Annotated in this window: 20 protein-coding genes; 8 read left to right on the top strand and 12 right to left on the bottom strand. The window is 55.4% G+C overall.

Going from position 1 to position 24,343, the window contains the following annotated elements; all coding sequences use genetic code 11:
• Positions 1 to 26 precede the first annotated feature (26 nt).
• The 3 genes from RO22_RS16425 to RO22_RS16415 are packed head-to-tail and all read right to left on the bottom strand — an operon-like array spanning position 27 to position 5,769.
• Positions 27 to 1,433 (bottom strand): ATP-binding protein, encoded by a 1,407-nt coding sequence (locus tag RO22_RS16425; RefSeq protein ID WP_009287362.1) that lies wholly within the window; start codon positions 1,431 to 1,433, stop codon positions 27 to 29.
• Positions 1,433 to 4,558 carry an efflux RND transporter permease subunit gene (locus RO22_RS16420; RefSeq protein ID WP_041158845.1) on the bottom strand — a complete coding sequence of 1,042 codons (3,126 nt, stop codon included), beginning with the start codon at positions 4,556 to 4,558 and terminating at the stop codon, positions 1,433 to 1,435. The genes RO22_RS16425 and RO22_RS16420 overlap by 1 nt, the downstream gene beginning before the upstream one ends.
• Positions 4,555 to 5,769, bottom strand: a complete 1,215-nt coding sequence (locus tag RO22_RS16415) for an efflux RND transporter periplasmic adaptor subunit (protein WP_041158844.1) — start codon at positions 5,767 to 5,769, stop codon at positions 4,555 to 4,557. Before RO22_RS16415 ends, RO22_RS16420 begins: the two co-directional genes overlap by 4 nt.
• Positions 5,770 to 6,178: 409 nt before the next feature.
• Between RO22_RS16415 and RO22_RS16410 the strand changes: the two genes are divergently transcribed.
• Complete coding sequence (locus tag RO22_RS16410; RefSeq protein WP_022522312.1) at positions 6,179 to 6,769, top strand: TetR/AcrR family transcriptional regulator; 591 nt, start codon at positions 6,179 to 6,181, stop codon at positions 6,767 to 6,769.
• Between the two features lie 26 nt (positions 6,770 to 6,795).
• Here the strand turns inward: RO22_RS16410 and RO22_RS16405 are convergent, their stop codons facing one another.
• Both RO22_RS16405 and RO22_RS16400 read right to left on the bottom strand, forming a co-directional pair.
• Positions 6,796 to 7,599: a helix-turn-helix domain-containing protein gene (locus RO22_RS16405; RefSeq protein WP_022522313.1), complete on the bottom strand. Its 804-nt coding sequence runs from the start codon at positions 7,597 to 7,599 to the stop codon at positions 6,796 to 6,798.
• Between the two features lie 108 nt (positions 7,600 to 7,707).
• On the bottom strand, positions 7,708 to 8,718 hold the full coding sequence (locus RO22_RS16400) for a zinc-binding alcohol dehydrogenase family protein (RefSeq protein WP_022522314.1): 1,011 nt from the start codon (positions 8,716 to 8,718) through the stop codon (positions 7,708 to 7,710).
• Between the two features lie 122 nt (positions 8,719 to 8,840).
• On the opposite strand from RO22_RS16400, the gene RO22_RS16395 reads away from it, so the two are divergent.
• Positions 8,841 to 9,725: a LysR family transcriptional regulator gene (locus tag RO22_RS16395; protein WP_009287358.1), complete on the top strand. Its 885-nt coding sequence runs from the start codon at positions 8,841 to 8,843 to the stop codon at positions 9,723 to 9,725.
• A gap of 117 nt (positions 9,726 to 9,842) precedes the next feature.
• Entirely contained in the window at positions 9,843 to 10,727 is an 885-nt protein-coding gene (locus tag RO22_RS16390) for an alpha/beta fold hydrolase (RefSeq protein WP_041158843.1), read from the top strand.
• A 61-nt stretch (positions 10,728 to 10,788) separates the two neighbouring features.
• Here RO22_RS16390 and fabF read toward each other — a convergent pair whose 3' ends face one another.
• Entirely contained in the window at positions 10,789 to 12,060 is a 1,272-nt protein-coding gene (fabF, locus tag RO22_RS16385; protein ID WP_041158842.1) for a beta-ketoacyl-ACP synthase II, read from the bottom strand.
• Positions 12,061 to 12,141: 81 nt separating this feature from the next.
• Between fabF and RO22_RS16380 the strand changes: the two genes are divergently transcribed.
• Together RO22_RS16380 and RO22_RS16375 are read left to right on the top strand one after the other, a co-directional pair.
• Positions 12,142 to 12,783, top strand: coding sequence for a TetR/AcrR family transcriptional regulator (locus RO22_RS16380; RefSeq protein ID WP_027958059.1), 642 nt, complete (start codon positions 12,142 to 12,144; stop codon positions 12,781 to 12,783).
• A gap of 172 nt (positions 12,784 to 12,955) precedes the next feature.
• Entirely contained in the window at positions 12,956 to 15,139 is a 2,184-nt protein-coding gene (locus RO22_RS16375; protein WP_039859382.1) for an OsmC domain/YcaO domain-containing protein, read from the top strand.
• 79 nt (positions 15,140 to 15,218) lie between these two features.
• Here the strand turns inward: RO22_RS16375 and RO22_RS16370 are convergent, their stop codons facing one another.
• Complete coding sequence (locus RO22_RS16370; protein WP_009287355.1) at positions 15,219 to 16,121, bottom strand: LysR family transcriptional regulator; 903 nt, start codon at positions 16,119 to 16,121, stop codon at positions 15,219 to 15,221.
• Positions 16,122 to 16,221: 100 nt separating this feature from the next.
• Between RO22_RS16370 and RO22_RS16365 the strand changes: the two genes are divergently transcribed.
• The 3 genes from RO22_RS16365 (at position 16,222) to RO22_RS16355 (ending at position 19,142) form a co-directional block, all read left to right on the top strand.
• Positions 16,222 to 16,437: a DUF2798 domain-containing protein gene (locus RO22_RS16365; protein ID WP_022522320.1), complete on the top strand. Its 216-nt coding sequence runs from the start codon at positions 16,222 to 16,224 to the stop codon at positions 16,435 to 16,437.
• A gap of 185 nt (positions 16,438 to 16,622) precedes the next feature.
• Positions 16,623 to 18,086 (top strand): alanine/glycine:cation symporter family protein, encoded by a 1,464-nt coding sequence (locus RO22_RS16360; protein ID WP_009287354.1) that lies wholly within the window; start codon positions 16,623 to 16,625, stop codon positions 18,084 to 18,086.
• A 42-nt stretch (positions 18,087 to 18,128) separates the two neighbouring features.
• On the top strand, positions 18,129 to 19,142 hold the full coding sequence (locus RO22_RS16355) for an asparaginase (RefSeq protein WP_039859381.1): 1,014 nt from the start codon (positions 18,129 to 18,131) through the stop codon (positions 19,140 to 19,142).
• Between the two features lie 5 nt (positions 19,143 to 19,147).
• On the opposite strand, the gene RO22_RS16350 is transcribed toward RO22_RS16355, so the two are convergent.
• The 5 genes from RO22_RS16350 to RO22_RS16330 all read right to left on the bottom strand — a co-directional run bounded on the left by RO22_RS16350 (position 19,148) and on the right by RO22_RS16330 (position 24,168).
• Positions 19,148 to 20,014, bottom strand: coding sequence for a DMT family transporter (locus RO22_RS16350; protein ID WP_009287352.1), 867 nt, complete (start codon positions 20,012 to 20,014; stop codon positions 19,148 to 19,150).
• Between the two features lie 163 nt (positions 20,015 to 20,177).
• Positions 20,178 to 21,407, bottom strand: coding sequence for a nucleoside recognition domain-containing protein (locus RO22_RS16345; protein ID WP_027958055.1), 1,230 nt, complete (start codon positions 21,405 to 21,407; stop codon positions 20,178 to 20,180).
• 81 nt (positions 21,408 to 21,488) lie between these two features.
• A complete protein-coding gene (locus tag RO22_RS16340) occupies positions 21,489 to 22,421 on the bottom strand; it encodes a lysine exporter LysO family protein (protein ID WP_009287351.1) in 933 nt (310 codons plus the stop codon).
• A complete protein-coding gene (locus RO22_RS16335) occupies positions 22,422 to 23,063 on the bottom strand; it encodes a hypothetical protein (RefSeq protein ID WP_084625416.1) in 642 nt (213 codons plus the stop codon).
• Between the two features lie 169 nt (positions 23,064 to 23,232).
• Positions 23,233 to 24,168, bottom strand: a complete 936-nt coding sequence (locus tag RO22_RS16330) for a 2-hydroxyacid dehydrogenase (RefSeq protein WP_039859378.1) — start codon at positions 24,166 to 24,168, stop codon at positions 23,233 to 23,235.
• Between the last annotated feature and the right edge of the window lie 175 nt (positions 24,169 to 24,343).

The following is a 24,343-nucleotide window of genomic DNA, read 5'->3' as shown; positions in this document are numbered from 1 at the left end:
TTTTGGTGACACTAATCCCGGAAATATTAATCAGCAGCCAACAGCGGAAAACGTAGCGTCCAGCGTAGCCCACCTAGCGTTGAGCTAGAGGGTGTCAGCGTTGCGCCGTGGGCATTAACCAGGGCGCTGGCAATTGAGAGTCCTAAACCGCTGCCGCCACTGGCACGGCTGCGCGAGCCTTCAACGCGATAGAGCCGCTCGGTCAAGCGGGCTAATTCACCTTCCGGCACGCCTGGCGTACTGTCTTCCCAGATGACTACGGCCATTCCCTGCTGAGCGGTAAGCGTGACGCGTAGCTCTCCCGGCGGCTGGGTATAAGCGCAGCTGTTATCCAACAGGTTGTTCCACAGCTGGCGCAGGCGTTGGGCATCGCCACGAATCATAATGCCAGGCTCGATCTGTTCGGTCAGCGTTAAACCGCTTTCGACTAACCAGCGGTCGGCGTCGGACAGGCGGCTGGCAAGGCAGTCGCTAAGATCCATCGGCGCCAGCTGAATATCCAGCGCGCCAGCATCGCTTTGCGATAGCAAGCGTAAATCCGCCACTAAACGCTCTAGCTGCCCCACTTCCTGGGCGAGGGAGCTAAGGTTCTCCTGATTCAATGGACGAATCCCATCCTGCATGGCTTCGATTTCGCCGCGCAGCACCGCCAGCGGCGTGCGCAGCTCGTGGGCGGTATCAGAAACCCAGCGGGCGCGGGCATCGCGGCTGGCCTCCAGCGTTGCCGCCAATACGTTGAAGTCGCGTGCCAGGCGCGATAGCTCATCGCGACCGCGTTCAGGCAGTCGAGTGCGATAGTCGCCCTCGGTAAGCCGCAGCGTGGCGCCCGCCAGTGCCCGAGTGCGTCGCCCCAGCCACCAGGAGAGCCCGCCTGCCAGTAGCAGTGAGGCAACGCAGAGTGATATCACGATAAGCACCAAGTTACGCTGTTGGCGCTCAAGGAAGCGGCTCTCCATACGCTCCATCATTTCTCGGGGGGGCCGAAAACCCAGCGAGCCGATATCGGTATCGCCGCTGCGAAGGGTTAGCCAATGCCAACTGCCCGAACCTTCGCGCCCGCTCCTGGGGAGCACCACAAAACGGCCATCCGCTGCGCGCAGGGTGAAGTCCCGCGCCTCACCGAGTGGCGAAGGGCGGTCACTATGCTCCTGACCCAGTTCAAAGCGGACAATATACGGCCAGCGTTCCGGTGACTGCTCCAGCCATCCCCAGCTCTGCTGGGTTTCCCAGCGAGTCACGAGGCCGTCAGCCAGCAGTGTGGCACGGCGTTCCTGGGCCTGGTTGAGGTAGTCGAGAAAGCCGCGGTCAATACTGTACGAGACAGCAAGAAACATACTCGCTGAGATCGCTACATTGACGCTGAGAATAATCACGAACAGCTTGAGCCCCAGCCGAGAGGGGCGCCATTGACGTATGGCTGTGAGCAAGGCCATCAGTGGGCTCCTTCTTCTTCTTGGCTAGGGTTTTTATCTAGTGTCGGTTGGCGTGGCGCGCTGAGCCGCTCGCGAACATTCTCCATGCCTAAATAGAGGCAGGGCACCAGGATCAGCAGTATCACTGTGGCGAAAAGCATACCGAAGCCGAGCGAGATCGCCATGGGGATCATAAAGCGCGCTTGTCTGGACGTTTCCAAGATCATCGGTGCCAGACCTAGAAAGGTCGTCAGCGTGGTCATCATTATCGGGCGTAAGCGGCGGGTGGCTGCTGCCACAATGGCTTCCCGGGCGGCCATGCCCTCACGGCGTTTGCGGTTGGCGTAATCAATCAGCACCAAGGCGTCGTTAATGACCACGCCTGAGAGCGCCAGCATACCCAGCAGGCTAATGATGGATAGCCCGAAGCCCATGATCATATGTCCAGCGACGGCACCAACAATGCCAAAGGGGATCGCGGCCAGCACCAGCAGTGGTTGTAGGTAGCTTCTAAAAGGGATCGCCAGCAGTGCATAGAGCGCGGCAATCATTAACCACATGGAAGTTCTTAGCGTGGCTAAATTGTCGGCGGTATCCTGCTGACGGCCACCCATGCTGACTTCCAACCCCGGCCAGGTCGCTTCCAGACTGGGAAACTCCTCTTCCTGGAGCGTGGCGAGCACTTGATTGATGGCCACATCGCTTTCCGAGTCAGCGGTAACGGTAATAATCCGCCGCCCGTTAATGCGTTCAAGGCTGCTAGAGGCTTGGCTGATGGTAATGTCGGCCACTCGCGATAGCGGTACACTCAGCCCATCAGGTGTGCGCACCGGCATGCGGTAGAGCTCATTCAAACTGTCGCGGTTGTCGGTGGGTAAACGTACCTCAACGCTGATTTCGCTGCGCCCCACGTACTGTTCAAGCGCGGTGGCGCCCTGGAGTGGCCCGCGCAGGGCTTGGGCTAGATTATTACCCGTGAGCCCCAAGGCGCGGCCTTCGGCAGAAAGACGCATTTCTAACTGCGGTTTACCGTCACCAAGGCCGCTGTCGATATCTGTGAGGCCATAGCCGCCCAGCGTTTCCGCTAAGCGTTCGGCGGCGGCTTCCAGCACCTGAGTATCCGGGTGCGAAAGACGTAGGCTGAGTGCCGCGCCGCTACCGGGCCCGCCGACATCGGCTTCAAAACGCACCGACTGGGCGCCGAGTAAATCGCCGGTGAGATCACGCCACTCCCGGGCGATACGCGAGGGTGGCCACGCTTCCAGGCTCTCGCTGGCAATATCCAAACGCACTTCCAAACTTTCGCCATCTAAGCGGCTGCGTGAGCTGCTGAAGCTAAGTGTCTCTTCGCGCTCGCTGAGGGCATCGGCGGCGTCGAGCAACTGTTGGCTAAGCTCGCGGCTAACGTTGATATTGCTGCCAATGGGCAGGGTGACCGTGGCCTGCACCTGATCCGATTCGACCCGTGGCATCAGGGAAAAGCCCAAACGCCCACTCATCGCCCAGGAGAGCGCGATCAACAGAATCGCGATGCCCAGCGAAACACTGAGCAGGCGCTGATTGAGGGCGCGTTGCAGGAACGGTTCGAACTGGTGATAAGTAAAGTGGTGCAGGCCCCCCTGAAGGCGCTGGCGCAGTGCTTCAAGGGGACGCTGCCACGCCGGGGTTTGGCGCGGTTTGCGACTATGCGCCAGGTGAGCGGGTAGAATCACCAAGGCTTCCAGCCAGGAGATCAAGAATACCGTGACCACCACTACCGGCACGGTGGCAAAAATCAGCCCCAAAAAGCCGGGTAAAAATAGCAGCGGCAGGAAGGCGACGATATTGGACAGAATCGCGAAGGTTAGCGGGGTGGCAATTTCGCTGGCACCTTTGACCGCCGCATCGCGCAGTGAGTAACCCTCTTCCCGGTAGCTGTAGATATTCTCACCAACGATAATGGCGTCATCTACCACGATCCCCAGGGCGATAATAAAGGCGAACATCGACATCATATTGAGCGAGACGCCGATCCAGGGCAGAAACAGCATGGCACCCAGGAACGCCGTTGGAATGCCCAGGGTGACCCAGAACGCCAACCGCGCTTCCAAAAATAGCGCCATGAGTACCAATACCAGCGCTAGCCCCATCCAGGCGTTTTTTAACAGCAGGCTAAGACGATCTTCGTAAACTTCTGAGCTGTCGCGGGAAATATCCAGGCTGACGCCTTCTGGCATACCTGCGCGTAGGCGCTCAAGCTCACCGTTGACCGCTTCCGAAATACTGGTCGGGGTTTGATCACCAATCTGGTAAACATCCACAGAGAGACCGGGCTGGCCGTTATAAAACTCCTCTCGGTCGGTTTCGGCAAAGCCATCGCTGACTCTGGCGATCTCGCCCAGGGTAATCGGCGCCCCCTGGGTGCTGGTCAGAATCGGCAGCTCGGCAAAGGCCTCGGCGCTGTTACGCCGCCCCTGATAGCGAATCAGCCACTCACCTTCTTCTGTTGTGAGCTGGCCGCTAGCGAGGTCAAGGGCTTCTTCGGCAATGCGGTTGGCAAGTTCCTGGTGATCGAGGCCATAGCGCTTGATGGCCTCTTCATCCAAGTGGACTTGAATCTCTCGCTCGCGGTTGCCGGATAGCTCCGCACGGGAGATGCCGGAAGTGGCTTGCAGTTCACCGCGTACATCTTCGGCCGCGTTGTGCAGTGCTTCCAGACCGACTTGGCCGTAAACCTGTAGGCTCAACACGCTGCGGGAGCGCCCCGCGAGGGTAAAGCGGGGTGGATCGGCAGCGCTGGGTAGGGTTGTGATGGCGTTCACCGCCTGCTGGATATCCTGATAGGCGCGCATCACATCCACACCATCAATCAGCGTTGCGTAGACGCTGGCGCTGCCTTCACTGGCCGTCGCGGTCAGCTCGTCGATGCCCTCTACATCGGAAATCGCGGCTTCCACCGGTAGCAGCAGGCTCTGTTCCACATCCTCCGGCGTGGCGCCAGGGTAGCTGATAGTGACTTGCACGACTTCGATGTCGAATTCAGGAAACACTTCCTTTTTAATCGCTAGCGACGCCATTAGGCCGCCGACGATAAACAGCACCATCAATAAGTTGGGGGCTACCCCGTGATCTACCATCCAAGCCAATGGGCCGCGTGGTACCTTCATGATTCATCTCCCGGTCCATCTCCTGCTTGAGCCGGGGTGTCGTTGGGGTGACGAATGCGCACTAGCTGGCCTTCTCTGGGCTGGGCCAAGCCCGCGGTGACGACCTGCTGGCCGGTTTCCAAGCCGCCCCGAATCAAAGCATCATCTTCCCCGCGATAAGCCAGGGTGACCGGCGTTCGGCGTAAACGATTCTCTTCATCTACCCGCCACGCTACGTCACCCGGGCGGAGAGCCGCAGAAGGTAGTGAAATAAGCTGCTCCTGAATAGCCGGTTGAAAAGAGGCGCGCAGGACATCGCCCAGGCGCAGGGCAGGGCCGTCGGTCTCTAGGGCGAGCGGGTCGTTAACCGCAATCAACAGCTGTGCCTGCAGGCCATTCTCTTCAAGGCTGGGTAGCATTGAGACCAGGAGTCCTTCGCGTGTGGCGCCTTCGGGCCAGCTGCGGCTGGTTAACGTAACGCTGCTACCCGCTTCCAGCCACTCCGTCCACTCGCTGGGAAGCGAGGCGCGCACCCAAAACTGCTCAACGCCCACCAAGTGGACTACTTCTGTACCCTGACTGAGCAGGCTGCCGGCGCCGACCAGGCGCTCTTGCACCATGGCCCGCCAGGGAGCAGTGAGAGTGGCGCGTTCCACATTCAGAGCCGCTTGGTCGCGGGCCACTCGTGCTTGGGTGACTTGGGCCTGTGCTTGGCGCAGCTGCGGTTCGCGTAGTACCAGTGACCGCCGCTCTGCTGAGAGCTGACGACCAAAAGATTCGTACTCGCTGCGGGCGCGTTGCTGCTCCGCCTGCTCTAGCGCCAGCTGCGCTTGAGCATTGGCTAGTTGCGCCTCAGCATCTTCAAGGCTCAGTGCCAGGTCGGCTTGATCAATATAGGCCACAGGGGCTTGCTGCTCGACCACCTGACCGGGCACAACGTTATCAGCAAAACGCTCCAATTGGCCCGCTACACGGCTGGCCAGCATCGTCTCCTGCTCTGCTTCAACACGCCCAAAAGCGTACAGGTTGGGTGCCTGGGAACTGGCATTCACCGTGACGACGTCTACCACACTAGGCAGAGGCTCAGGCGGTGGGGTACGCTCTATACGCGGTGGTTGAGTAATGATCCACCAAGCAAGGGTCAATGTGGTAATAAGAATCAATAATGCGACCACAGCACCCAAACGAATGCGGCCATGTTGATTCGTAGCGTAATAGCGAGAAAGAGTCATTACCGCGCGTCATCCATTGGGAGCGAAAATTCCAGAAAAATAAGCGTATGATGCTAGGGTTTGTACGAAAAGTCGCCGAGCGAAGGCTAGATAAGGCAAAAATCAACGAAAAAAGGATCGGATTCGCGTGCGAATTTACGGGTGTAAATGAGCATTTTGATCGGACTCGCGCACGAGTTGATTTTTAACGCCGTATTGGCGAGAGCAGTCAGTTTTCGTACAAAGCCCAGCATCGCGCATTGTTAAGCAGCCATTAGTCAAAAAATGTGCAAATAACATGCAACTGCCACTTAACCAGGCTTTCTTACAGCTAGATTTTCTTACAATTGGGTTCTCTTACAAATTGGCTTTCATTCACTTGGCTTTCTCTCACTTGAAAGCAATAGACTGACTGGTCTACTTTAGGCATATGAAAAATACTGCAACGCGCGACAAATTAATCGATAGCGGCGCCCAGCTGATTAGTCAGCAAGGCTACAACGCAACGGGCATTAATGCCGTTTTAAAAACCTGCGGTGTGCCTAAAGGCTCTTTCTATCACTACTTTTCCAGCAAAGAAGATTTCGGGTTGGCGGTGATCGAGCGTTTTGCCGCCAGCTATGATGAAACGTTGATGGCGCTGCTGGAAGATAATGACACGCCGCCGCTTGAGCGTCTAAAACGTTACTTCGCGGCTGGCCGTGAGCATATGCACGAGTGCGACCACGCCACGGGCTGTTTGATTGGCAACCTTGGCCAAGAGCTTTCGGGGCAGAGCGATACCTTCCGCGATGCGCTAAATCTAGTCTTTCAGCGCTGGGAGCAGCGTTTTGTGCGCTGCCTGGAAGATGCCCAGGCGCGGGGAGATATTGCCACCCATTCGCCCCCAGAAGCGCTAGCCAGCTTTATTCTTACCGGCTGGGAAGGCGCTATTCTACGCGCCAAGACGTTGAAATCCGTCGAGCCCATGGAACACTTTGAAAAGATTCTGTTCCAGCAAGTGCTGGTGCCTTCCTCTTAACGCTTACCTACTTAAACATCCGTGCTCTAGTGACGAGCTCTGAAGTGATGCTCATCAGCGGCCACATCGTTTCGAGTGGCGGCTATTAGAGCGTCATCAAGTGAAGGGTCGTCCAGTGTTATTAAACCGCACTGTGCCAGCGCTTCGCGCAGGCTGACCTGTTCATCCAGGCGTTGATACACCACCCGCACACAGCAGGGCATGCGTTCACTGTTATCCGCCACGCCTATTTTTAAGCCGGTCAAACGCGTTACTTGGCTCTGAAAACTCGGAAACAGAATCGTCTGAGTGATTTCATGGCCGTTAAGGGTTTCGTGGTCGACCAAAAAGAGTCGATCAGCAAGCTTAACCGCGGTACCTACATAACGATTGTGACACGGGCGGGAGCCGGGCGTGGTCTGCATCCGCTCGGTGCGCTGATAGACCACGCCACCTTCCCGTGCTTCCAGGCACACCAAAGTTCGCATTAACTGCCCCGGTCGCGACATTGAGTGATAAAGCTCAAAGTAACGGCCAATATAGCGCTCCATGCCTTCGCTGCCGCGCTGAACCAGCGCGTTAGGCCAAGGCAGCGTTGCTGGGGTTGCTTCTCTATTGAGCTGGCCGGTTTGTACCAGAGCACGAAAATCATGATGGGGTAGCGCGATATCCTCAGTGGTGACGCCGAAAAAGTGGCAAATGCGCTGAAGAGCGGCGTGGCTGGGGCGGTAGCGCCCACTCAGGTAGCGGTTAAACTGAGCACGGTTGATCGTTAAACGCCGACAAACCTCTGCAATAGACGGGTAGTAGCTGCAGAGCAGGCGCAGGTTGGCCACAAAATCGTCATGCATGGGGTGACTCGATTCTCTTGGTGTCGTGGCTGCCTAATGTGATGGTTCACGCCTCAGAGTGCAACGGCCTTGTGCCAGGGCCGTCGCGCCCATTAAGCAATTTTTTGTTTAAAAACCTTCCAAGACCAGTTTGCCGATCGTGCGGTTGCTCTCAATAAGTGCGTGCGCGCGTTTTAGATTCTCAGCATTAATGGGGCCTAACACCTCGCCTAAGGTGGTTGTTAGCCTTCCATCATCGACCATGGCTGCCACTTCTGTGAGCAGATCGTGCTGCTTGGCAAGATCGTCGGTGGTGAATAACGGGCGGGTAAACATCAGCTCCCAATGCAGCGAAAGGCTTTTCACTTTGAGCTTCCGCACATCGATCAGTTCCGGGTCATCAATCAGTGCCAATTTGCCCTGAGGCTTAAGGGCTTCAACAATGGCCTCAAAGTGGTGATCGGTTTGGTTAAGGCTGATCACCATATCCACCCCGTCAAAGCCTGCCACTTTAAGCGCCTGATCAAGTGGTTGGTGGTGGTCAATCACTGCGTCCGCGCCTAGCGACTTCACCCAGGATTGGCTTTCGGGCCGAGACGCCGTACCAATAACAGTAATATCGGTGAGCTGTTTGGCAAGTTGCACAAGGATTGAGCCCACGCCCCCCGCTGCGCCAATCACCAACAGGCTTTTGCCTTGGGTATCGCGCATGCCCAGCTCTAGCCGGTCAAACAGCAGTTCCCAAGCGGTAATGGCGGTTAATGGAAGCGCAGCGGCTTCAGTGTCAGAAAGGCTTTTTGGCGCTAGGCTGGCGATGCGCTCATCGACCAGTTGAAACTCGGCGTTAGAGCCTTGGCGAGCAACGTTACCCGCATACCACACCCGGTCACCTGGCTGAAAACGCGTAACGGCGCTGCCAACGGCATCCACAATGCCCACAGCATCGTACCCAAGTACGCGCGGCTCGCCGGTTTTCGGCAAGGCGCTGTTGCGCACTTTGGCATCAACGGGGTTTACGGAAATGGCGCTAACCGCAACACGAATATCGTGGGCTTCTGGTGTTGGGATCGGTAACTCAATCTCTTGAAGTGCATCAGGATGATCAATAGGCAGACTTTGGGTAAAGGCAATCGCTTTCATAATGGGGAGTCTCGTGAGTTGTCGTTGCGCCATCATGCCTGGATGTTGTTTTGCTAAAAAGAGGGGTAATCTTGCTAACAGTTTCTAATAAATTTTGAAGATAGCAGGCGCCAGGGGGTCTAATGCGTGTCGATGATCTAAAAGTGCTGACCTATGCCGCCGAGTACGGCAGCCTTTCTGCCGCTGCGCGGGAGTTAGCGATTACTCCAGCGGTGGCCAGTGTGGCCATCAAACGTTTGGAAGACGCGCTAGGCACACGGCTATTGGTGCGCTCTACCCGCAGTTTGCGGCTAACCACCGCGGGCGCACACTACCTTGTGCACGCTAAAGCGGCGCTCAATGCTCTCAACCAAGGCGAGAAAGAACTTCACCGCGAGCGCCAAGAGATCGCTGGAGAGCTCAGTCTTGCCATGCCTTCCGACCTGGGTCGCAATGTGCTGCTGGGCTGGTTGGACACCTTTATGGCCCAGCACCCGCAGTTGCATTTACGCCTGCGAGTAAGTGACCGCGTGAGTGACCTGTTCCGCCAACCCGTAGAAATCGCCCTGCGATACGGCGTTCCGGAAGACTCCAGCCTCGTCGCATTGCCGCTTAAAAGCGATAACTATCGCGTGGTATGTGCCTCTCCAGACTATATTACGCGTCATGGCAGTCCTGCTTACCCCGACGATTTACACCAGCACAACTGTCTGTGTTTCGTGCTTGGCGAACGTGTTCATAACCAGTGGAAGTTCGGGAGTGACAACATCAACGTAAAAGGCAATCGGGTGAGCGACGATGCCGATTGTGTGCGGCGCTGGGCATTGGCTGGCGAGGGCATTGCTTACAAGTCACGGCTAGACGTTGAAGAAGATCTTCGCAATGGTCGCCTAGTGGCAATGCTGGAGGAGTTTCCCTGCGAGCCAACGCCGCTTTACCTTGTGTGCCCTCATCGCCTTTCATTGACGCCTGCCGTGATAGCGTTAAAAGACTTTCTTATTCAGCAGTTAAAAGGTTACAGCCGCTAGCGACTGAGGTCAGGGTTTAACATCAACTTGTATTGCGAATCACTGATATAGGCGTTTATAAAAGGGTTACGCGATTACGTTGTGTTAGTTACATTGCCAGCAGACCAGGAGAACACCATGTTTCATGGGTTTGAAAAACAAACGCGCCACGTTAATGGCGTCGAGATCGCTTTTCGAATGGGTGGCAGAGGCCCGGCACTGCTACTGCTTCATGGCCACCCTCAGACCCACGGGATTTGGCACAAAGTGGCAGAAGAACTTGCCCCATATTTCACCATTATCGCCGCGGATCTGCGCGGATACGGTGACAGCAGTAAACCCGACGATGATCCTGAGCATCTAAATTACTCCAAGCGCGCTATGGCGCAGGATATGGCTGAGCTAATGAGCGCGCTGGGTTTCGAGCGTTTTAAAGTGCTGGCCCATGATCGCGGCGCGCGGGTCGCCCACCGTTTAGGGGTTGACCACGCTGAACGCGTAGAGCGCATGGTGCTATTGGATATCGCCCCGACGCTTGCCATGTATCGCGGCACCAACGAGGCCTTTGCACGCAGTTACTGGCACTGGTTCTTCTTGATTCGGCCTCAGCCGCTGCCGGAAATGCTGATCCAGAGCGATCCCGCCCAATATCTGAAAAGCGTAATGGGTGCCCGCAGTGCCGGTATGGCGCCTTTCTCCTCAGAAGCCCTGGCCGAATATGAGCGCTGCTTGTCGCTCCCCGGTACCGCCACCGGCATTTGCGGCGACTACCGCGCCAGCGCCACGATTGATTTAGCGCACGATCAGGCAGATATCGACGCGGGTGTAAAACTCACCTGCCCGATAAAAGTGATGTGGGGCGCTGAAGGCGCTATTGAAGCCTGCTTCGATGCTTTAAGCGAGTGGCAAAAAGTCGCCACCGATGTAGACGGCAAAGCGCTGCCTTGCGGCCACTACATCGCTGAGGAAGTTCCCGAAATGCTGCTTGAGGAAGCGCTGTCGTTTCTATGCAAGAAAGGGTGACAATAGTGTTTAGATAAACCGATCATAGCCTGGCGGCAGATCGGTTTATTTATTTCCGTCTTTAACGCTCGATACTGCTAACAATAAGCGCCGCATTGACGCCACCAAAACCGAATCCGTTGCACAATACATGCTTAGTGACGTGCTTCTGATGAGTCGCCGTGACGAAGGTTAAATCCTGCATATCATCATCGCAGTGCTCAAGATTGATGGTAGGCGGAAGTTGCTGCGTATTGGCTGCCAATACAGAAAAAATACTCTCTATGCCCCCTGCTGCGCCTAAGAGATGGCCTGTGGCGGCTTTGGTTGCCGAAATAGGAATGGCGGGCAAGCGCTCACCGAATACATTACGCAATGAGGCAATTTCAGCCCGGTCGCCAACGGGCGTCGAGGTAGCGTGGGCATTGATATGGTCAATAGCATCAGTGGTAAGGTTCGCCATGCCTAGCGCCGCTTGAATCGCTGCCGCTGCGCCGGCCCCATCCTTTGGGCCTGCCGTTAGATGATAGGCATCTGCGCTGGTGCCGTAGCCGCTAATCACCGCTAACGGCGTTGCACCCCGCGCGACCGCATGCTCAAGCGTTTCGATCACCATAACGCCAGCGCCTTCTCCCATCACAAAACCGTTACGGGCTTTATCAAAGGGTCTGGACGCGCGTTCAGGGTTGTCTGCTTCTGTGGAAACGGCCTTTAGAGCGTTAAAGCTGGCCAGTGAAAGCGGGTCAATACATGCCTCGGCGCCGCCGACGAGGGCTACATCGGCTTCTCCATTGCGTATGATGCGCATACCGTCACCAATGGCCTGTAGACCTGCCGCGCAAGCTGTAACCGGGCACCCCAGTGGGCCTTGAAAGCCATAGCGAATGGACAGATTGCCAGCAGCCAAATTGGCTAGAAAGGCGGGCACTGTGAAGGGGGAGAGTTTGCGATAGCCGCGCTCGGCAAGGTTTTTTTGGGCTTGCGTAATGGTCGGGAAACCGCCAATGCCAGAACCAATAATGGTGGCCGTTCTGCGTTTTTGAGCCTGCTCAGCGGGGAACCAGTTGGCCTGTGACAGTGCCTCATGGGCTGCTGCTAACGCGTAAAGGCTGAACAAGTCCATTTTGCGCTGCTCTTTGGGGTCAGCTATCTCATTCAGGTCAATACCGCCGCTGGGGTCTTGGTTAATGCTAGGCACCACCCCAGCAATTTTGATCGGGATATTGCTGGTGTCAAAGCGGTCAATGGTGCTGATGCCAGACTGGCCGTCAACCAGTCGCTGCCAACTTTTATTGACGCTGTTGCCTAGCGGGCTGACCATACCCATGCCGGTAATCACGATAGGTGAGTGCATAGTGGCTCCTAATTTATTGATATGGTCACCCTAGCAATGGGCACTATATGATCAAGATAATATTTAGCTGACGAGGTAGATATGCCTTATCCCAAGAGCCATAAATCGAAAACCAAAGAGCGCATTTTGGCTTCGGCGACAGAGCTATTCAGCCGTAATGGGTTTCAAAAGGTATCGATTGGCCAGATCATGAAGCTAGCCAAGATGACGCATGGCGCTTTTTACGCCCATTTCGCTTCCAAAGAGGCCCTTTACAATGAGTCTGTTCGCCTAACCATTGATAACAGCCGGGCGGCCAGGCTGGTAAAAGGCCCACTTTCGTTACAACATCTAACCGAATTAGTCGCCAACTACTGCAATCTCCAAGAGTTGGAAGCTAAGCATAAGCCGGGGCCTGAAGCGGTACTGTTCAACGAAATAGGCAGTGAAAAAGCCGAAATCCGCACCTTGTTTGAAGCGTCATATATGAGTATGAAAAAGATGCTTGAAACGCGATTGATAGCGCTGAGTAAGCTGAAACAACTTCCCTTTGCCGATGACCGCAAAGCGATTGCTGATAAATCCCGGGTCATATTGGCCTCCCTGGTAGGGGCCGTCGCCATTGCCAAAAGTTTGCCGGGGGAGGTGGAGCGAAAGCAGGTGTTGGTAGCCACACAACGCCAGATTTTGCTGATGCTCGGGGTCAGCGAAGCTGAGGCGGAGCGTATGATGCAAGCTCAATAGTTCGTGAAGAGAACCCCGAGTTGCTGCTGTAGTAAGAACAACCATTTTTGCACGACATGTGGTAGATGATTTGGGAGACTGACCAAGACGAAGCGGGTAAAAAACTGGATAATGGGCCGCAATTCGCCTACTGCCTACTGCTAGGCAAACTCATTGCTCCGGATGCCCGCTCATGGAAATCAAAGTTAACTATCTCGACAACCTCCGCTTGGAGGCTAAGTTCGACGATTTTACGGTTATCTCCGACCAGCCGATTCGCTACAAAGGTGACGGCTCGGCACCGGGGCCGTTTGACTACTTTCTGGCATCGTCTGCCATGTGTGCGGCCTACTTTGTAAAGGTGTACTGCAACGCCCGCGATATCCCTACCGAAAATATTCGCCTGTCACAAAACAACATCGTCGACCCGGAAGACCGTTATAAGCAGATTTTCAAAATTCAGGTCGAGTTGCCGGAAGATATTTCTGAAAAAGATCGCCAGGGCATTCTGCGCTCCATCGACCGCTGCACGGTTAAGAAGGTGGTGCAAACCGGCCCTGATTTCCAGATCGAGACGGTAGAAAACATCGACGAGGACGCCCAGGCGCTGCTGATGGGCGCACCGGAAGGCGGCAGTACCTACATCGAGGGTAAAGACCTGCCGCTGGAGCAGACCATTGCCAATATGAGCGCGATACTGGCCAACCTAGGCATGAAGATCGAAATCGCCTCCTGGCGTAATATCGTGCCTCATGTTTGGTCACTGCATATTCGCGATGCGGCCTCCCCCATGTGCTTTACCAACGGCAAAGGCGCGACCAAAGAGAGTGCGCTGTGTTCGGCGTTGGGCGAGTTTATCGAACGTCTGAGCTGCAACTTCTTCTATAACGACCAGTTCTTTGGCGAAGAGATGGCGGGCAGCGCCTTTGTTCACTACCCCAATGAGAAGTGGTTCAAGCCAGGGCCGAATGACGAGCTCCCCGAAGGGATTCTCGATGAACACTGCCTTGATATCTACAACCCCGAAGGCGAGCTGTGCGGCTCGAATCTGATTGATACCAACTCTGGCCGCGAAGACCGGGGCATTGTCTCACTGCCGTTTGTGCGCCAAAGCGACGGTGAAACGATCTATTTCCCCTCCAATTTGATCGAAAACCTGTTCCTGAGTAACGGCATGAGTGCGGGCAACACTCTGGTGGAAGCCCAGGTGCAGTGTCTGTCGGAAATTTTCGAACGGGCAGTGAAGCGTGAAATCCTTGAGCAGGAGCTAACCCTGCCGGATGTACCGCAGGAAGTGTTAGCAAAGTACCCAAGCATAGTAGAGGGTATTAACGCTCTGGAAGCCCAGGGGTTCCCAGTGTTGGTCAAAGATGCCTCCATGGGCGGGCAGTTCCCGGTGATGTGCGTCACCTTGATGAACCCGCGCACCGGCGGCGTGTTTGCCTCCTTTGGCGCCCATCCAAGCTTTGAAGTGGCGCTGGAGCGCAGCCTGACCGAGCTGTTGCAGGGCCGCAGTTTCGAAGGCCTGAACGATCTGCCGCTACCGACGTTTAATTCGCAGACGGTTTCCGAGCCCAATAACTTCGTTGAGCACTTTATCGACTCGGTAGGTGTGGTCTCCTGGCGCTTCTTTAGCGCCAAGCCCGATTTTGAATTCAGTGAGTGGGATTTCTCCGGCAGCAACCAAGAAGAGGCCGACACGCTGTTTGGTATCTTTGAAGAGCTAGATGCCGAAGTGTACATGGCGGTACACGAAGACTTGGGCGCACCGGTGTGCCGTATTCTGGTGCCGGGCTACTCGGAGGTATATCCCATCGAGGACTTGATCTGGGATAACACCAATAAGGCGTTGGATTACCGTGAAGATATTCTCAATCTGCACCACCTGGATGACGATCAACTCACCGACCTAGTCGAGCGGCTGGAAGAGAGCCAGATGGATGACCACGCCGATATCATTACGCTGATTGGTATTGAGTTTGATGAAAACACCGAGTGGGGACAGCTGACGATTCTGGAACTGAAGCTGTTGGTCTACCTGGCGCTTGGCCGTCACGAAGAAGCGCTGGACTGTGTTCAGATGTTCCTGCAGTACAACGACAATACCGTCGAGCGCGGCCTGTTCTACCAGGCGGTGAACGCGGTGCTGGAAATTGTGTTGGATGACGAGCTGGCGCTTGAAGATTATCTGCATAACTTCCAGCGCATGTTCGGCGAAGCCACCATGGTGGCGGTGGTTGGTTCAGTGAGTGGCGAGGTGCGTTTCCACGGCCTAACGCCCACTAACATGCAGTTAGAAGGCCTAGAGCGCCACCAGCGCTTGATTGAAAGCTATAAAAAGCTCCACGCTGCTCGGGCGGCAAAAGCGGGCATCTAAGCATTATCCAAAAATGATGATCGTTAACTGCTGGCGTTACGGCGCCAGTAGAGAAGCCAGTTTGCTCCGTACAGTCGGTCTAATCAGCAGAGTGGAACCAGGATTGGTGACTGAGGAATTCGATTAACTCGCTGCGAAACAGCTTGGCCCGCGCTGAAAGGCTTCGCCGGTAGGGCCATACCAGGAAAATTTCCCTGTTGAGCCCCTGCCACTCAGGCAGTACTCGGATTAACTCCCCCGTTTGTAGGCTGTTGGCCACCATGCTGGTAGGCATCAAGGAAACGCCGGCGCCCGATTGGGTGAGATTCAGCACAATACTCATGTCGTTACTGATGTGAAAATGGCTTTTGCGGCAAGTGTACTGACTGCCTTCCCTGTGCGTGAGATGCCAGTCGCTAAACATTTTGGCGGCCACGCTGGGGCACGCTTCTAACTCATCAATCTTACTGGGAAGAGGATGCATCATGGTGGGTGATGCCACCAATATGATCTCTATATAGCCCAGGTATTTCTGGATCAGCGTATCGTCTTTTTGTGGCCCAGAGCGTAGTGCAATATCCGCTTGTTGGCCGCGAATGTCGGCTACGTTGTTGTCCAGCTCGATGGTCAGCGAAATCTCAGGGTAGCGATGGATAAAGTGACGCCAAAATGCATCTAGCGGCCCGCTGCCCAAATTGACCGGCGCCATAATTTTCAACGGCCCGCTTAGGCTATGCAGCGTTTGATCCAGATCCAAAATGCGCTGATCTAGTGCGAGCACCAATTCCTCACATTCGCGGTAGTAGGATTCGCCGTGAGGCGTCAACGTCAACCCCTTGGTTGAGCGATAGAGCAACTCAACGCCTAGCGTGGCTTCTAATGCGCTTATACGCCTCGACACGGTGGCAATAGTCATCTTCAACGATGCCGCCGCAGCCGTGAGACTGCGTTGATTAGCGGCCACGATAAAGATATTTAGGTCATCTAACGAGGGTTTTCGCATTTTGCAATTCTGTAAAATTGATTCTCATATATTGGCATATATTACCGTTATAGATGTTTGTTAATCTACCTGCACTTATACATCATCCTTAGGTACTCTCATGAAACATAGAATTATCTTCGCTATTCTCATGTCGTTTACGCTATCGCTAATTATGTCTGCCTGGGTGACCTACGTGAATATCGGCATGCATGCTGATTTTGTTGGCATCTGGATGCACGCTTGGTTTCTTGCCTGGCCAGCCGCTGGGATCATTGCGTTTATCAGCGGCCCCTTTATCCATAAGTTAGCCCACCGCATTGCCGAGAAGGTCTGACGGCTTGCCTGATGCACTATGGTGCACCCACTGATGCAGCGAGTGCACACAACTGCACCGCTGCGCCAAATTTAATCCTGCCCCACACTTGGTAAAACGTTCTCCGCGGCGCGAATTCCACAAGCGCGATAACAAACGACGCGAATTCAAACATAACGCTAATACAAAAACGCGGAGAGAATCACATGCTCGATATGCTCAATGACCTCCTGTGGGGGAAGGTTCTACTAGTGCTGCTGGTGGGCGTTGGCATCGGTTTTACCGTTGCGTCCCGCTTTGTGCAGTTTCGTTATTTCGGTGAGATGTTTCGCATCCTCGGTTCCGGCCAAGCCTTTAAGCGCAATAAACACGGCCATTTAAGCTCGTTTCAGGCGCTGGTGCTCTCAGTGGCTGGGCGCGTTGGTGGTGGCAACATCGCCGGCGTAGCGGTTGCGATTACCTTGGGTGGCCCAGGGGCGATTTTTTGGATGTGGTTGGTGGGCTTAATGGGTATGGCCACCAGCTTTTTGGAATGCACCCTGGCACAGACCTATAAAGAAGCCGAAGGTGACGGCACCTATCGCGGCGGCCCCGCGTACTACATTGTTAAAGGGCTGGGTAAGCAGTGGCGCTGGCTGGCAGCGTTCTACTCGGTTCTGCTGCTGTTGACCTTCGGTTTTGCCTTTACCGCACTGCAATCCTATGCGGTGGCAACCTCTTTCGGCGATGCTTTTGGCGTACCGGTGTTGTATAGCGGCATTGCTCTGGCGATGTTGGTAGGGCTGATTATTTTCGGCGGTATTAAGCGTATTGCACGTATTTCCGAGGTTTTGGTGCCCTTTATGGCGGTGAGCTATATCGCCATTGCGCTGCTGGTCATCGCCATGAATATTACGGAAATACCTGGCGTGATTGTGCTGATTGTAAAGAGCGCTTTCGGCCTTGAACCACTGATTGGTGGCGGTATTGGCGCGGCAATTATGATGGGCCTGAAGCGTGGCCTGTTCTCTAATGAAGCGGGCTTGGGTAGTGCGCCAAACGTCGCGGCGGTGGCCTATGTGCCGCACCCTGCCAACCAGGGCATCGTGCAGGCGTTTTCGGTATTTATCGATACCGTGATTATCTGTTCCGCCACGGCGTTTGTGATTCTGCTCAGCGGTGCTTATGACCCGACCGTAGGTGCTGGTGTTGAAGGCATCGCCCTGACCCAGGCAGCGCTGGCCGACCATGTGGGCGAATGGGGCCGCACTTTTGTCAGTTTGGCACTGTTGCTGTTTGCGTTTAGCACCATTCTCTACAACTACTACTTGGGTGAGAACAGCCTCAACTTCTTTAGCCGCGACAACCAGAACCTGTTTAACGCCTTCCGCGTTGCCATCGTGCTGTTGGTTTGCTGGGGCGCGACCACTGATTTGGGCACCGTGTTCGGCTTTGCTGATGTCACCATGGGGCTGCTCGCAGTGGTCAACCTGATTGCGCTGATCATGCTGTTTAAGTGCGGCCTGCGCATTTTGAAAGACTTCGATGGTCAGCGTCGGCAGGGCATCAAACAGCCGATTTTTGACGCTAACCAGCATCCGGATCTTGACCTGGATCCAAAAGCCTGGGAGCTAGAGCCTGAAGAGGCCGAAGCGTTAAAGCAGCGCCTGGAAGGCGCGCCTGCGAAGTAAGTATTTATTTAGACGACTGTACTGATTAGGAAAGGAGTGACCATGCCCCGCGTACTGATGCTCTATACCGGTGGGACTATTGGTATGCAACCATCGTCACAGGGTTATATACCTTGCGCGGGGCTGGCCGAACGCCTAGCGGCGTATTTGGCATTGGACGATCTTTACCGGCTGCCAGCGTTTGATGTGCTGGAAATGCAGCCGTTGATTGATAGCGCCGAGCTAATGCCAGAGGCCTGGAACCGTTTGGTGGCACAGCTGGAAATCCACTGGTCGTGCTATGAAGCGTTTGTGATACTCCATGGCACCGATACCATGGCGTACAGCGCCGCGGCGCTTTCGTTTATGCTCGGTGCGTTGAATAAGCCGGTGATCTTCACCGGCTCCCAAATTCCACTGGGTGAGCCAAGAAGCGATGCGCTGAATAATGTGTTCAGCGCGCTGCAGCTTGCGGCTCACCCCGCAACACCTTGTGAAGTAAGCCTGGTGTTTCACGACCGGCTGTTGCGCGGTAACCGAGCCCGCAAGGTGCGCACTCAAGGCTTGGATGCCTTCGACTCACCCAACTTCCCCTGGCTTGCCGAGCTTGGTATTGGCATTAGTTTTCCCCAACCTTCGGCGCTGCTAAGCGGTATACCCAACTTTGTACCTATTGAGGTGGACGACGAGGCGGTGGCGGTACTGCCGCTGCATCCAGGAATGTCGCTGCGCCGCGCAAAGGCGTTGCTGGCGGATAAAACGCTAAAAGGGCTGGTGCTTTATAGCTACGGGGTTGGCAACCCGCTGAGCTTTGAAGGCGAGCTGCTTGACGCCTTGAAGGCGGCCAGCGAGAGAGGCGTAGCGCTGCTTAACGTCACCCAGTGTGCCCAAGGTGAGGTAGTGCAGGGCGCCTACGCCAGCGGTGCTGCACTCAATCAAGCGGGCGTGATTGCCGGCAGCGATATCACTCTGGAAGCCGCCATCGCAAAGCTCACCGTACTCATTGGGCAAGGGCTGGTGGGGTCAATGCTGAGCAAGGCATTGAGTGCGCCCATGCGCGGTGAGTGTAGCCGTTAAGCTTATCAGCGGGAAGAAACGCTCAGCGCGGTGACGGTTAGCAAGATGATCCCCATACCGACCATTTGAATAACGCCCAGGCTTTCGTTTAACACCGCTACACCAAACAGGGTGGCGGTAATCGGCTCGACCATGGCAACCATGGAGGCTAGCGCAGGTGCCGCATGCTTGATACCTACCACGTACAGCAGAAAAGATAGTCCAGCGCCGAGAATGCCCAGCGCCACAAACAGCGGCAGCTCCGGAGCGCTGATAACGCTGACAGCCTGGTTAATGTCCGTTGGAAACAGCAGTGCGATGGCTAGCACGGTGAAGGCGACCGAAAGAATTGCCTGAGGACTGCCATGGGGCGCGGCATACTTGAAACCAAAAATGAACGCTGCATAAGAGAGCCCGGCAAGCAGCCCGGTGCCTACGCCAATTAACGAGAGACCACTGGCGCTGATGGCATACAGCTTGGTTAACAGCACAATACCCACCATGACCAGCGCAATGGCCAGCCACTTGGCAGCGGTGGGGCGCTCTAGTTTGAGGGAAAATGAGACGAGGTAGACAAAAACAGGGGCGCAGTACATCAGGGTGGCAGCGACCGCAACGTTGCCATACTCAATACTAAGAAAATAGAACGTAAAATTGCCAGCGACGCCCAGGCCTGCAACCACTGACCAGAACCAAAGCCGCTTGCTGTTTAGGCCGCTATGCCGACGTTGAAGCAGCAGCCACCCAAGTGCGAAGAGAAGCCCTATAAACCCTCGATAAAATGACACGACGGCTGCATCCCAGCCGTCGTCTAACAAAATGCCTGCGATTCCCCCAGATATCCCCCAGCAGAAGGCCGCCAGCGCTATCAATAAACTGCTTGCGCCTGCCATATTTCACCTATCGTCCTTGAGCGGTAAACACTCGGGAGCAACGAATGTTTAAACGCATTTCTACTGCTTAGCGATGGCTCCTGATCTACTGCCTGTAGACCTTAATGCGGCTCCCCTGAAAGGTAGACGCTGAGCCCAGTGAACGAAAGCCAGCTAACACCAGCTATCCAAAAAACCAGTAACACACCGCAATCGCAGTGGTTACTCCCGCCACATCGGCGACCAACGCACAGCCCAACCCGTGGCGAATGCGAGTGATACCCACGGCGCCAAAGTAGACAGCCAGCACATAGAAGGTGGTTTCAGTGCTACCTTGCATAGTGGCCGCGAGTAGCCCGGCGAAGCTGTCTACGCCGAAAGTATCCATGGTTTCGATCATCATGGCGCGGGCGCCGCTGCCAGAAAGCGGTTTCACAAAGGCGGTGGGGAGAGCATCGACAAAGCGGGTGTCCCAGCCAAAGCCTTCTACTATCCAGCGGATACCGCCTAAGCCAGCGTCTAAAACGCCGCTGGCGCGCAGTACGCCGACCGCCACCAGCATGGCGATCAAGTAAGGCAGCAACGTGATGGTAAAGCTCAGCCCCTCTTTTGCGCCTTCAATAAAGGCGTCGTACACCCTCACCCCACGTAACGCCCCGACCACTAAAAACATCATCACGATGCTAAATAGCGTCAGGTTACCGACTAGCGTAGAGGCCGCGGCTAGCGCCTGGGCGGACATGCCTGCCAGCGTGGTGATCAGTAGCCCCAACGCAAGTGCAGCAATCGCTAAATAGGCTAGCACCACGGGCTGCCAAAGTTTTAAGCGCTGCATCAGTGCCACCGCCAAAAGCCCTGCCAGGCTGGAGGCGGTTGTCGCTAGTAAAATAGGTAAAAAGACCAGCGTGGGGTCGGCGGCGCCTTGCTGGGCGCGATACATAAAAATCGTTACCGGCAATAGCGTGAGAGAAGAGGTATTGAGCACCAGAAACAAAATTTGTGCGTTGCTGGCGGTCTCACTGCTGGGGTTAAGGCTCTGCAGCGAGTGCATCGCCTTGATGCCAATCGGCGTAGCGGCGTTATCCAGACCCAGGATGTTCGCCGCGAAGTTCATACTGATTAGCCCCATAGCAGGGTGGCCGCGGGGAACTTCTGGCATCAAGCGGCAGAACAGCGGGTCGAGCACCCGTCCAAGCAGGCGAATCAAGCCTGCCTTTTCGGCAATCGAAAGAAACCCCAGCCACAGCGTCATGGTGCCCAGCAGCACCAGGATAATATCAACGCTCACTTCCGCCATGTCGAACAGCGACTGCACCAAGCGGGCAAATACCTCGCTATCGCCGCCAACCAACCACTGCCAGAGTGAGGCCGCGAAGGCAGCGATAAAGAAGCTTAACCAAATTCCGTTGAGCATGGGGAGTGGGCATCCTGGGGGTTAAGAGTTTTTATATCTCCAGCAATGCCACTTATCCTAACCAATGAGCGCCCGTCACCGCTAACCTGACAGCGAAAGAAAGAACAGAATTAGCGGCGGGGAGAGCAGTGAAAGGATAAACCCGCTGACCACGGCAATGGGTACGCAGGCCACACCGCCGTGCTGCTGAATGACGGGCAGGGTGAAATCCATGGAGGTGGCGCCGCCGTAACCAATCGCCAGTGCGGTATGGCGGTGAATCACCAGTGGAATCAATATAAACGCCAGCAGCTCCCGGGTCAGGTCGTTGAAGAACGCCACACCGCCCATCAGTGGGCCTAGCTGGTCGCCGATCAAGATGGCCGAAAGAGAGTACCAGCCAAAGCCTGACGCCATCGCCAGGCCTTCGTTCCAGCTTAATGAGAGCAGCGGGGCGGCAGCCAAGCCTGCCAGCAGCGAACTTATTGCTAGCGTCACCGCAATCGCCAGCCCCATGCGGTTAAGTAAGATCTGCCTGAGTGGCATGCCGGAGTTACGCAGCTGGCAGCCAATCAGTGCCAGCAGCAGGTAGAGTACCCATTCGGCCAGTAAATCTGCGCTGTTGAAAAGCCTATCACCCAGGAGTGGCCCCAGCAGCAGGCCAGCGATAACGCCCCCTGCCACCACTGCGACCAATAAAAGCGAACCCTGCATGGCCGCCAGCTTACTGGTCGGAGCATTTTTCACCACCGGTGAGCTACCGGCCTTAAGCGTTAAACGGCGCGATAGCCACCATAGTGCTGCTAAGTTAAATAGCGTGGTAATGCTAAATAACAGCAAGGCGTTGCCACCCAGGCGCGAAAGCTGGCTAGTCAGGTTTTCAAGCCCGGCAAGGCTTATGCCCATGAATAGCAGAATCAGGTAAACCGAGCCATTAACCGCTCGGTTGATCAGATTCTGTAACTGTATGGAACGGACGCGAACCAGATAGCCAAGAAAAAGCGGTAGTAGAACAATCAATAAACCGGAAAACATTTAGGGCGTCGCGCCACCGTTTGGGTTGAAGTTAGTTAATGTCAGCTGCGTTTCGCGGCGACCCTCTTTTCGATACACCGCAGAAAGAATCAGCCCGGGCCAGTCAGGGTGAAAGCTAATGGTTAGCAGGCGGTCGGGCTTCTCGATATCGATGAGCGATACGTTCAGTGCTTCAAACTCTCCTGCGGGAACCTCAATGCTGCCTGGGGCGGTAACATAATATTGAAAGTGCTCATCGCGGCCTTTTTGATCGACAAACTCAATCGCGCAGGGCGTACTCTGTGTACAGTTTTCGTGTCCCGCCCGGCGGGAGAGATCAAATAGCGCCGCTTGGCGATCTAAAGTGGGGATCTCACCTTCGTTCAGTTGATAGCTATCACCCACGCCCAGCACCGAATAGCTGCTGCTAAAGAGCAGAGCGTTGGTGTCATTGCCATTGAGCGAAAAACGGCTGAACTCCTGGCCGCGCGCCACGGTGATTGAAAAGCGCATATCGCTTAACCAGTGATTCCCTTCGTTAGAGAGGCGATGGGTAATGGTAGCCCCAGGCCAACCGCGAACCTCAAGCCGGTACTGTGCTTCAAAGGGCTGGGGGGGTTCAAAGGGCTGCGGCTCTTTGAATGTCTCAGTTGCTAATGCCATGCCACTTGAGCAGGAAATAGCAAAACCCAACCCCACACACCTGAGCGCGCGGCCAGGTAGTCGTGCGAAAACATTGACCAAGGGCCTTTCCTCCATAAAGGGTATCTTCCTAAGAGCCTTTAGCCACTGCTTGGTTCCCAGTGCGCCAGTATAGCCTGGGTGGGGGGCGTCAGTAACCTGCCTCCGGGTTGATGGTGGAGAGTTTTTCACCCGATTCAAAGGCATGCAAGTAGGCGATCACTTGGTCGATGGCATCATTCAGCGGAGTAGGTGCCGCCATATGGGGTGTGACGATTACCTTAGGATGCTGCCAGAGCGGGTTGTCAGCGGGCAGCGGCTCTTCCTGGAATACATCCAATAGCGCACCCCGCAGGTGCCCCGGCTGGCGACCGCTACCCAGTGCTTCCAATAGCGCCTGCTCATCAATCAAACTACCTCGGCCAGGATTAATCACACTAGCCCCTTGGGGCAGCTGGGCCAGCCGCTCGGCGTTGAGAATATGTTGAGTGGCGGCCGTATCGGGCAAAATGGTGATCAGGCTCTGCACTTGGCCGAGCAGTTCGCTTAATCCATCGTCGCCATGAAAGCAGTGCACACCACGGATCTGCTTGGGGGAGCGGCTCCAACCCAGTACTGGGAAACCTGCTTGCTCCAAGGCGCTGGCCACAAAGCTGCCAATAGCGCCCAGGCCTAATACACCCACCGGCCACTGGGATTTTTCCACCACCTCTTGCGGCGCCCAAGTGGCGCTTTGCTGCTGCTCTGAGTAACGATCCATGCTGCGGTAAAAGTGCAGTACGCCATAGAGGGCGTAATCGGCCATCAGCTCTCCCATGCCCGCATCGCGTAATTTTACAATTGGCACGTCGTTGGGTAGGCCTGGGGTTTTCAGCAGATAATCCACCCCTGCGCCTAAATTGATGATGCCTTTGAGCTGGGTCTGCTCTTGCAGTAAATGGGCGGGGGCTTTCCAGATGGCGAGATAGTCAGCATCTTTACGCTCATCCGCTGGTGCCTCGCTGGTGAGTACAGTGGCTTGGGGCAACGCTTCCGCAAGCGCCGCTTGCCACTGTGCCGCCTCATCAATATGCACGACAATTTTCATTTCGTTTCCTCTCGCTAAACGTGTTTCCAATGCAGGTTATCATGGTGAGCGATAGGGGCCGTTGCAAGCTCGCATAGTGCAAATAACGATGCCGTATGCACTTTTTGTCATAAAGCCTTTGACCGCTAACCAAGGGTCGGTGCTAGTATCGGCTTAAGACGACATTGGCGGGCCT

Origin of the sequence: Halomonas sp. KHS3 (assembly GCF_000830495.1) — a bacterium.
Lineage (GTDB): Bacteria > Pseudomonadota > Gammaproteobacteria > Pseudomonadales > Halomonadaceae > Vreelandella > Vreelandella titanicae.
This window is presented reverse-complemented; position numbering and strand designations above follow the sequence as displayed.